Source organism: Streptomyces sp. B1866 (assembly GCF_031932565.1).
In the GTDB taxonomy this organism is placed as follows: domain Bacteria; phylum Actinomycetota; class Actinomycetes; order Streptomycetales; family Streptomycetaceae; genus Streptomyces.
The window spans coordinates 1-4,459 of the sequence record NZ_JAVSCF010000373.1 but is presented as its reverse complement, the minus strand read 5'-3'; the positions used below and the strand labels follow the sequence as shown (position 1 = coordinate 4,459).

Annotated in this window: 2 protein-coding genes; one reads left to right on the top strand and one right to left on the bottom strand. The window is 77.8% G+C overall.

The genetic code is table 11. The annotated features are described in order from the left end of the window. The first annotated feature begins 162 nt into the window (after nt 1-162). Nucleotides 163-609, top strand: coding sequence for an NPCBM/NEW2 domain-containing protein (locus RKE29_RS28180; RefSeq protein ID WP_312008514.1), 447 nt, complete (start codon nt 163-165; stop codon nt 607-609). A 161-nt stretch (nt 610-770) separates the two neighbouring features. Here the strand turns inward: RKE29_RS28180 and RKE29_RS28175 are convergent, their stop codons facing one another. Continuing rightward, entirely contained in the window at nt 771-4,316 is a 3,546-nt protein-coding gene (locus RKE29_RS28175; RefSeq protein WP_312008513.1) for a BTAD domain-containing putative transcriptional regulator, read from the bottom strand. Between the last annotated feature and the right edge of the window lie 143 nt (nt 4,317-4,459).

Sequence of the window (4,459 nt, the reverse complement as noted above, 5' to 3'; positions counted from 1 at the left end):
GAGGCGCCCGCCCCCTCGCGGGCCGCGGCGCCGCGGCCCACGTCCTCGTCGACCGCGCCGCCGAAGCCCCGGCCGCAGCCGACGCGGACCCCGGCGCCGACGCCGCCCGCCGAGCCGCCGGCGTCCACCGCCAGGCCGACCTCGGCTCCCCCCGCCCCTTCGGTGCCGCCCGCTCCCGCGGTCTTCCCGATCGACGAGCTGGACTACAGCGGATTCGGGAACGGCACCAAGCCGGAGGTGCGGTCCGGGGCGAACGGCTGGCTGTGGCAGCGCGACCGGGTGAGCGTCGGCGGCAGGGCGTACGAGCACGGGGCGACCGTGTTCGGAAAGTCGTCGGTGACCATCGACCTCAACCGCTCCTGCACGGCGTACGACGGGGTCGTCGGCGTCGACGACCTGTCGGGCGGGCTGGGAGCGGTGCGGTTCGCGGTCGACGGGGACGGGACGCGGCTGTGGCGGTCGCCCGTGGTGCGCGGGGGCGACCCGGCCGTACCGGTCCACGTGCCGCTGGCCGGCCGCAAGGAGATCCGCCTGGTGGTCGAGGCGCAGGACGCGGTGAGCGCGGTGGTGCTCGCGGACTGGGCCCGGTCGGTCATCACCTGCGATTAGGACCGTCGTTACCTGTGGCCGGGGGCGGCCCGCGCGGCGGACCCGAGGCCGTCCGGACTCGGACCGATCCGTGAGCCCTGCCCCCGAGCGCCGGAGGTCGGCCCGCGTCTCGCCGGGGCGCGGCGGCCGCCCGGGCTGGGGCCTACCGCCCGGGCTGGGGCCTACCTGCCCGCTTCCGCCGTCCTGCCGGACCCGCTGCCGGACGCGCCGTCGGCCTCGTCGCCCGTCGCCGTCTCCGGGCCGTACCGCCCCAGGTAGTCGTCCAGCAGGGCGACGGCCTGGTCGGCGGTGAGGCGGGCGCCTTCGGCGCGCAGTTCGTCGAAGGCGCCCTTGCCGCCGCCGGCCGCCTCGTCCGCCGCCGTTCCGTACGCCGCCCCGCCCGCGCCAGGCCCGCCCGCGCCAGGCCCGCCCGCTCCGGAAGCACCCGCGCCGGGCCCGTCCGCCGCGGCCAGCGCCTCGCGCGCGTCCCGCTCGATCCCCTCCACGTACGCCCGCAGTGTCGGCGGGCGCGGCAGCCGGCCGCGCAGCCCGTCGGCGGCGCCGAGCAGCCGGGCCGCCAGCCGCCCCTCCCCCGCCGACGCCAGCACCCACGCGGCCGCCTCCGTCTGGTGGGCCACGAGCGACTCCGTACAGCTGACGTCCACGCCCTCGCGCAGGGCGTCCCGTACGGCCCGCAGCCCGCGCGCCGTGTCGCCCTCCTCGGCGGTGACGCGGCCGTCGAGGCCCTTGATCGCGACCCAGAACTGCGGCGGCGGGGTGCCCCGCCACGCCAGGCGCCGCGCGTCGTCGCACAGCTCCCGGGCCCCGGCCAGGTCGCCGCGCATCAGGGCGAGGTGGGCGCCGACGAAGCGGTTGAATGCCTCCACGTCCCGCACGCCGAAGCGTTCCGCCTCCTCGTCGGACCGGCGCAGCAGCCGGTCGGCCTCGGCCAGGTCGCCGGAGTCGCGGGCCAGGTCGGCGAGGCGGGTGAGCAGGAACGGCACCTCGGTGTGCGCGCTGAGCTCCCGCGCCAGGTGCAGCGCCTCCTCGTACGCGGCGCGGGCCTCGGCGAGCCGCCCGTGCCCGCTCGCCATCTCGGCCCTGACCTGCGCCACCTGGGTGAGCAGCCACCGGTCGCCGACGCGTCTGCTGAGCTCCTGCAACTCGGTCCAGTTGATGTCGGCGCGCGCGATGCCGTGGGGCAGGTCGATGGCGATGTGCGTGCGGAAGCTCAGCGCCACGCCGAGCGCCCACTCGTCGCCGTGCACGCGGCAGCTGGCCACCGCCTTGTCCAGCAGCGGAAGGAGGCCCGCGTTGCCGTCGATGACGAACCCGGCGAACGGCCACAGCAGGCCGGGGAAGCGGGCGCTGTGCGGGCCGGGGGCGGTGCCGTAGGTGTCGCGGATCTCCCGGGCCGTGGCGATGATCTCCGGGCTGGTGAGGTCCTGCTGGGTGAGCTGCTGTTCGGCGACCAGGAAGTAGTGCAGCAGCATGAGGTCCATGCGGCGCCAGTACCGCGACGGCTTCTCGACGGGATCGTCGCCGGGATTACCGCCGGGATTGCCGCCCGGGTCCTGCGCGTCGCCCGGCGGGCCGTCGAGCAGGTCGAGGGCCGCCTGGGCCCAGGCCGCGCCCTCGTCCCGGTAGTTGCGCAGCCACCAGAACCAGCCCATGGCCACGACGATGTCGTACACCGCCGCCTCGTCCCGCGCCTCCAGGGAGCGCTGGAGCGCGGCGCGGATGTTGTCCAGCTCGGTCTCGACCCGGCTCAGCCAGGGCAGTTGCCCGGCGGAGCGCAGGCGCGGCTCGGCGGTACGCGCGAAGTCGCGGAAGCGCCTGATGTGCCGGGCCACGGTGGCGGCGTGGTCGGCCCGCGTCGCGGAGTCGGCGGTGGCGCGCTCGGCGGCGTACTCGTGGATGGTCTCCAGCATGCGGTAGCGGGTGCCGTCCGCCGCGCCGTTCCCGTCCGCCGACGGGTGCTCGACCACCAGGAGCGACTTGTCCGCGAGCGCTCCGAGCAGGTGCAGGACGTCGCCCGGGGCGATCGGCCCGCTTCCGCCGCGCTCTTCGGGCCCGTCCGCGCAGACCTCCTCCGCGGCGGCCAGGTCCCACCCGCCCGCGAACACCGACACCCGCCGCAGCACGGTCCGCTCCCGCTCGTCCAGCAGGTCCCACGACCAGTCGACCACCGCCCGCAGCGTCTGCTGCCGGGGCAGTACGGTCCGGCTGCCGCTGGTCAGCAGCCGGAAGCGGTCGTCGAGGCGGTCGGCGATCTGCCGCGGGGTCAGCAGCCGCAACCGGGCGGCGGCCAGTTCGATGGCCAGCGGCAGGCCGTCCAGGCGGCGGCAGATCTCGGCGACCGCCGCCTCGGTGTCGGGGTCCCGCGCGGGGTCGAATCCGGGGCGTACGGCCGTGGCGCGCTCGGCGAACAGCTGGTGGGCCGGGGCCGGAGGCAGCGGTTCCACCGGCCGTACCACCTCGCCCGGCACGCCCAGCGGCTCGCGGCTGGTGGCCAGCACCGTCACGCCGGGGCAGTGGGCGAGCAGGGTCTCGGTGAGCTGGGCGGCGCTGTCGATGACGTGTTCGCAGTTGTCGAGCAGGAGCAGCATGCTGCGGTGGGCGCAGTGTTCCACCAGGCGGGCGGTCGGGTCGGCGGCGTCGCTCGTACGCGCGTCGAGGCCGGACGCCAGCAGGTTCGTCTCGCGGCGGCCGACGGCGCTCAGCACGGCGCCCGGGACGGCGGCCGGGTGGTCGAGCCGGGCCAGCTCCGCGACCCACACCCCGTCGGCGTATGCGGCGGTGGCGGCAGCGGCGGCCTCCTCCGACAGCCGCGTCTTGCCCGAACCGCCCGGCCCGGTGAGGGTGACCAGGCGCGCGTCGCGCAGGTCGCCGCGCAGTCCGGTGATGTCGCTCTGGCGGCCGACGAAGCTGGTCAGGCGGGCCCGCAGGTTGCCGCGGGGCCGCCGGTCGGCCTGCGGCGGGCGGGGCGGGGCGGCGGGCGGGGCGGCCAGCAGCTCCTGGTGCAGCTGTCGGAGGGGTTCGCCGGGGTCCGTGCCGAGTTGGTCGGCGAGGGTGCGGCGGACGTGCTCGTACGCGGCGAGGGCGTCGGCCGGGCGGTCCGCCGCGCGCAGCGCGCGTATGAGCTGGGCGTGGAACGGCTCGTCCAGCGGGTGGTCGGCGACCAGTTCGCGCAGCTCCGGTACGAGGTCGGCGGCGCGGCCGAGCGCGAGGTCGGCGTCGACGCGGCGGTGCAGCGCGGTCAGCCGCAGCGCCTCGGGCCGGGCGGCGGCCGCCTGGCGGTCCGGCAGGTCGGCGAACGCCGGGCCGCGCCACAGGGCCAGCGCCCGGCGCAGCGTGTCGGCCGCGGTGCGCGGGTCTCCGGCGTCCAGCGCGCGCGTGCCGCCGTCGGTCAGCCGCTCGAAGCGGAACAGGTCGACGTCCTGGGCGGTGTCCACGGCCAGCCGGTACCCGCCGGGGGCGGAGGCGACGGCGTCCTTGCCGAGGACCCGGCGCAACCGGCCGACGAGGGCCTGGAGGGCGGCGGGGGCGTCGTGCGGCGGCTCGTCGGCCCACACCTCGGCGATGAGCGCGTCGACGGGTACGGGCGCGGGGCGTGCGGCGCGCAGGGCGAGCGCGGTGAGCAGCGCGCGCAGCCGGGCGCCGCCCAGGGGCAGGGCGTTCCCGTGCGCGTCGCGCGCTTCGGCCGGGCCGAGGATCAGATACCGCACGCCAGCCATTGTCCAGGGTGGCCGCGGGCGGCGGGCGCGCCGCGCCCCGGCCCCGCGCCGCCGCCTGTTTCTGCCTCGCGGGCGCCCCGTGCCCGGCTCGCGCGCCTGCTCGGGCCCGCACGCCTGCTCGGGCTCGCGCGCCC